The sequence below is a fragment of the Methylobacterium sp. J-048 genome, assembly GCF_022829515.1.
Lineage (GTDB): Bacteria > Pseudomonadota > Alphaproteobacteria > Rhizobiales > Beijerinckiaceae > Methylobacterium.
This window is the reverse complement of sequence record NZ_JAKSYL010000257.1, coordinates 1-5,632: the sequence shown is the minus strand read 5'-3', so window position 1 is coordinate 5,632 and position 5,632 is coordinate 1. Positions and strand designations below refer to the sequence as shown.

The following is a 5,632-nucleotide window of genomic DNA, read 5'->3' as shown; positions in this document are numbered from 1 at the left end:
TGGCGTATCTGGTCCTGCTGCTGCTGGCCGGGATGGCCTGCGGGCTGCGGCTGTACCGGCTCCCGGATCGGCTGTGGTGCCGCGCCGGGGCCTGGCTCTCCCGACACACCGCCAGACCGCGACGGTCCTGACACAAGGTGCTGGCCGACGCGGAATTCGCCGCCACGATCGTCACGGAACCCGTGCGGGAAGCCAGGGCTTCTCGATGCGAATGGGAAGGCTGGGCCGATGAAGATATCATCGAGCGAGACCGTGCCGCCCGACCGGGGCCGTAGCCTCGGCCAGCGCCTGTTCGCGCGCTACGGCTCGACCGCGATCCTGATCGTGGTGTTGCTCGTGGTGGTCGGCTGGATCGGAATTCTAGGCTGGGCGATGACGCGGCTGTTCGGCTGAATCGAGATCGAGACGATACGGCCGCACGCTGTCGTCGGGCATCATCGGAGCGTCCCGGCACAGCCGCCAGAACTCGACCAGACCGGCGGTATATGCGGCGAGGATCACGGCAGCCCAGTGCATGATCGTGTCCTCTCAAGCGCCATCGATGCACCTTCGTGCACGCGAAAGCTTGACGTTTCCTCACCGAACTCATTGCGTGAGCCCGATCTGGAACTATAATAGCATAATACGCTGACTACAGTAGACGAAATGCACTTATTTTGCGCAATCCGGCGATATTCGTCGATCTAGATTTGGAATGATGGCTCCGCTCCACGTCGTTCGACGGTCGGTTGCGCTGCCACGCCCGGCCTGACAAGCTTCGTCTCCGGACGCGGCGCGGTGTCAGGTGCGACAGCCCTCGCGGCGGACACCCGCCGCCCGGATCGCGTCCCCGTCCGAAGGTCCGAGATCGACCACAACGATCTCGGGTGGCATGCCCAACCGCACCGGTCGGCCGGCGACGAAATGGGAGCCGAGCCCCGCCGACACGATGAGGTCGCGCCCCGCCTCGATGATATGGCCGTAGGCGTATCGCAGGCGGTAGCGCGACGGGATCCATGGCGACCAGCCGAGGATTCGGACTTGGCCGCCATGCGTATGGCCGGACAGGGTGAGCGCGATCCGCGGGTCCAAGCCGGTCGCGAAGAGATCCGGCTCATGCGCGAGCAGGATGGCGGCTCCATCCGCCGGCACGTCCCGGAGCGCGCGTGCCAGGATCTCCGATCTCTGCCGGTCGAGGCGGTCCGGCCTCTGATCGCGGCCCGGCGTCGCCTCGCTCTCGATGCCGACCAGCCAGAGCGGAGCGGGCACGTCGAGACTCACGGCCGTATTGTCCAGGAAGGCGATGCCGGCCGCCCGCAGGGCACACTCGGCGCGCGTTGGACCGCGACCGCGCCGGAGCGCGACCCGGTCATCACCCCAATCATGATTGCCCTGGATGGCATATACCCCTTTCGGGGCGCGCAGGCCGCGCAGGAGATCGGCCACCGTCTCGAACGGGACGGCGCCCGGACTCTGGGAACCGTAATCGCCCAAAAGTACCGCGAGGTCGGGCGCAAGGGCGTTGGTGTGGGCCACGACCTCGGCGATCGCACCCTCACCCATGCACCGCGGATGCGCATGGAAATCCGTGAGGACGGCAATCCGCATGCTCAGATCGGCCGGCCATCGGGGTGGGCACAGGCGGTAACGCGTGACCTGCACCCGATGGGGCTCGACGGCCGTCGCGTAGCCTGCGCCCGCGAGGCTTCCGGCCGCCGCGCAGGCCGCCGCCAGGGTCGGTCGGGACAGGAGCGTGCGGCGGGTCAGCATCAAGGATCGGCTCGGCTTGGATCGGGGCATCCGTATCACGGTACGGCGGCCCGTCCGGCATCACCGCCGAGCGATATCGGAACTGACGGTGCGGAGCCTTTTTCCCGGAACGGGCAGGTCTTGCTTTCGTGGTCCGTAGAACCGTGGGATCGGGTATCATTCGGCGGCGCCGGACCTGTGCTGTCGCCGAAACATGCGCTGGATCGACGACACTAGAGACCGTCGATCGGAGACATGAAATACAATCTGGATACTGGTGGTACTTGATTTGCATTTCGTGATAGATGCGGAGTATATCATTATATCTATAAAAAATGATCGGATTTAGGTTCGTTCGGCCCTGACCGCTGATCTGTGGTGTTTCGATCACCAGCAGAGGACATTGGCCCGGTGGAAAATACGCATTCACCGAACGCATCGGATCTTAAAATCTGAATTTTCTCGCTAAATAAGTATTGATCGGGGAAAGTTGGCGTGTCATGACGCTGTCAGTTCGCGGGCGGGCGTATCGCTGCTGCCCAGGATTGATTTCATGCACGCCGCATTGTCCACCGAGCCGCTCGCGTGCGGGTCGGCCCTTGACCGTCGCGCCATCGCCTTGGCGAATGTCCGGTGGTTTCGCGCGATGGCTTGGCGCGCGCTGAGAGACGGCGCGCCGAAGGCCGAATTGCGTGCCGCCAATGCGCGCGCGGCTGCTCGCATCGTCCTGCGTCAAGTCAGACGCGACGCCCTGGTCAACCGACTGGTGACCGACGTCCTGGCGATCGACGACTGAGCGCACCACGGCATGGGCTCCGCCTTTTCGACACGCGTTCGGTGCGCCGTATTCGAGAGCTGCTGACTTTGCGCCGCAAGATTCGGGGGCGGCCGGCGGCGGTCGAGCCGTATCCCGCACGGGACCTGTCAACACCGGACCGTATTGCTCGACGCGGCGATAGTCAGAATGATCGGCAATATTTCGCATTCGCTATTGCTTGTGCGCCGTCGGAATATATTCGTGATTGAGATATGACCGAAGTGACGTAGAAAACATCACCGGCGTTCGTGCCATGCCGGACAAATATTTATAGCTATTCGTATAAATATATTTTGTAAATACTATAGATAATTCATGGTCTTACTGGCGATACTTTTCTGAGGTGATTTAAGATTGCAAAATTGTCGATGGAAAGCGGCTGCTTAATATCTTTCTCTTGGATCGCCGCAGAGGAGACGTATCGTTAACGCTCAATGAAGTCCGCGGCGAAGAACCGGAACGGATCATCGCGATCCTCGTCATTCAGCTGAGGTATGACAAAGGTTGTGCCGTCAGGAGTCAGTGATGAGTGACGATCTCGAAGTGCGGCGCACCGATTTTAGGAATTTGGCGGCGAACATCGTGGCCGCTTATGTCTCGAACAACCACGTCCAAATCGCGGAACTGCCAAAACTGCTTGCAAGTGTCCATGCCGCCGTGCGGACCGCGGCACAGGGCGACTTGATCGAGCGTGAGACTGTCCCGGTCGAGAAGCCGTCCGCCGCGGAGATCCGGCGATCGGTCGGCCGTGACGCATTGCTCAGCTTCGAGGATGGAAAATACTATAAGACCTTGAAGCGGCATCTCACCGGCCGCGGCCTGACGCCGGAGCACTACCGGGAGAAGTGGGGCCTGCCGCGGGATTACCCGATGGTCGCGCCGGATTATGCCGAACGGCGATCCGCCCTGGCGAAAGCGATCGGACTCGGACGGGCGAGCACGATTGCCGCCTCTGCCGGAGAGCCGAACGATCGTGAAAGCGCGGCGCAATCAAAGGGGCGCCGTCGGAGTAAATCGGCCTGACACCGGTCCCGGTTAACGGTTTCGGCCTCGGTCCCAACGCGGCAAGGGGGGCTTCGAGGGCGACGCGAGACCGGCCGCTGCGGCGCGCCATCGGATCGTTTCGCGCGCGGGGGAAAACGGTCTCCAGGCGATCACCTGCGCACCGGGCGGCGAAGAGGTGGTAGAACGGGGTGCTCCAGCTCGGTCCCGGGCGGGATGTGACCGTCGGTCTCGACATCGCTCCGGCCCGCGATGTTCCTGTCGAGCCGTCGCGGCGCGTAAACGAATCGTCGATTTCACAGGCGAGGCGTTCGTGATTTGAAACTGCGACATCGGACACGCTATTCACCTGCTCGATGTCGAACGAGAGATTGATGCCGTCGGCCAAGACCACCTGTCGATCCTGCAGCCGGACGATCCGTGCGGGCACGATCTATTGCGTGTCGTGCGCCACGCGCCAGGCCGACAGCGATGCCGCCGTCTTCGATCGCTGGCTCGGTCTGTTCTTCGGCGGTGCGGGTTTCGTGATCGTGATGCTGGCAGCCTACGTCGCGGCCCGATATCTCAATATCCTGGCCTGACACCACGCGCGCCCGCCGCTGCCGCAACGTAAGCGAGGACAGTTCGGCCCGCACGTCTGGCAGGCCTGCCCGCCGGATCGATGACGCGGGCATCGGCGCGGCTCGTGCCACGTCGTCGTGCGCAACATGCTGCATCCTTCGACTTAAGCACCGGTCCGCCGAGGGTGTGGCTGCATCGAAATACGTACGTCGCGTCCCGTCAGAGCCGAGCTATGGACGAGATCATACCCTGTCCGGGAACTTTGGGGTCTGCGGGATGGCTCGGCGATCGATTCTGATTGTGGCGTTCTGCCTGATGTCGTCGGCGTCCCATGCCGCCGGCGACATCGCCGTTGACATGGCGATGATCTCCAACGGCGATCTCAGGGTCTTCGGTACCTTGGCGCCGCCCCGCGCGGCCAGCGTCGTGCTGGACGACAAGTTCGACACGCGAGCGGATCAGGACGGGCGCTTCGCGTTCCGGATCCCCTATCACCCGGAAACATGCGTGGTGACGCTGAGATCCGAATCCCTCAGCCGGCAGGCCGTCGTCGGCTATTGCGCCCGGCCGGTTGCCGGCAAGCAGGCGGCTGCAGCGCACCCGGCCCCCGTAATGCTGGCCGCGAACACGCCCAAGGGCGAAGTCGGCCCGCGCGGTCCGCAGGGGGCAGCCGGTCAGCAAGGTCCGGAAGGCCCCCAAGGCGAGCGGGGCGCAAAGGGCGATCCCGGCCCGGCCGGTCCTGCCGGGCCGCCCGGACCCGCCGGACAGGTCGGCGCGAAAGGCCCGGCGGGCGAACGCGGTGAACGCGGCCCGGCCGGTCCCGAGGGCAAAGCGGGTGTCGCGGCGGCCGCCCTGCGGGTCCAAGTCGAGGAATGCACGGCGGGCGGACGATGCGTCGCAACCTGCGCGTCCGAGGAATTCGCCGTGAACGGCACCTGCAGCGGCGGCGAGCGCCCCGCCATGGACGAGAACAGCATCTATTGCTTCGCTCTGGGGGCTTCCCCGACCGCCATGAAGGCGCGGGCGATCTGCGCCAGGCGGTGATGCAGGATATGGCACGGCCGCGGGGCGGTTCGGCTGACCGAGCCTCTCCGGCGCCCGGCTTGCCGGATCGCAGGCGGAGGATTCTGCGCCTAAGCGACGGTCTCGTGAGAGATCAGGCTGCCGAAATCCCGGCCCTCTGTGGGTGGACGGCCGCGGTAGCCGCTCGGCCACAGTGATGTTGTCGATGGCCGTTCGCCTGGTCGCCGCTCTACGTCGGCGATGGAAGGCGGCGCCCGGGGCATCGTCCCGTATATCGGAACCCGTACGACAGACGAGACCTTTGATTTTGCATCATCTTTTTCCGAAGGCTGGACACCGTCTTTCGGGATGATGCTTTAGGCACCTTGTGTCAGGACCGTCGCGGTCTGGCGGTGTGTCGGGAGAGCCAGGCCCCGGCGCGGCACCACAGCCGATCCGGGAGCCGGTACAGCCGCAGCCCGCAGGCCATCCCGGCCAGCAGCAGCAGGACCAGATACGCCA

The 5,632-nt window shown here is 64.3% G+C and carries 6 protein-coding genes; 5 read left to right on the top strand and 1 reads right to left on the bottom strand.

What is annotated here, in order from left to right; translation table 11 throughout:
• The first annotated feature begins 228 nt into the window (after positions 1–228).
• Positions 229–393 (top strand): hypothetical protein, encoded by a 165-nt coding sequence (locus tag MKL09_RS26425; protein WP_244024985.1) that lies wholly within the window; start codon positions 229–231, stop codon positions 391–393.
• Positions 394–780: 387 nt separating this feature from the next.
• Here the strand turns inward: MKL09_RS26425 and MKL09_RS26420 are convergent, their stop codons facing one another.
• Entirely contained in the window at positions 781–1,749 is a 969-nt protein-coding gene (locus tag MKL09_RS26420) for a metallophosphoesterase (protein ID WP_244024984.1), read from the bottom strand.
• A gap of 532 nt (positions 1,750–2,281) precedes the next feature.
• Between MKL09_RS26420 and MKL09_RS26415 the strand changes: the two genes are divergently transcribed.
• The 4 genes from MKL09_RS26415 to MKL09_RS26400 all read left to right on the top strand — a co-directional run bounded on the left by MKL09_RS26415 (position 2,282) and on the right by MKL09_RS26400 (position 5,152).
• Positions 2,282–2,524 (top strand): hypothetical protein, encoded by a 243-nt coding sequence (locus tag MKL09_RS26415; protein ID WP_244024983.1) that lies wholly within the window; start codon positions 2,282–2,284, stop codon positions 2,522–2,524.
• A gap of 546 nt (positions 2,525–3,070) precedes the next feature.
• Complete coding sequence (locus MKL09_RS26410) at positions 3,071–3,568, top strand: MucR family transcriptional regulator (protein ID WP_244024982.1); 498 nt, start codon at positions 3,071–3,073, stop codon at positions 3,566–3,568.
• Positions 3,569–3,921: 353 nt separating this feature from the next.
• Positions 3,922–4,128, top strand: a complete 207-nt coding sequence (locus MKL09_RS26405; protein WP_244024981.1) for a hypothetical protein — start codon at positions 3,922–3,924, stop codon at positions 4,126–4,128.
• A gap of 337 nt (positions 4,129–4,465) precedes the next feature.
• Positions 4,466–5,152: a collagen-like protein gene (locus tag MKL09_RS26400; RefSeq protein ID WP_244024980.1), complete on the top strand. Its 687-nt coding sequence runs from the start codon at positions 4,466–4,468 to the stop codon at positions 5,150–5,152.
• Positions 5,153–5,632 lie beyond the last annotated feature (480 nt).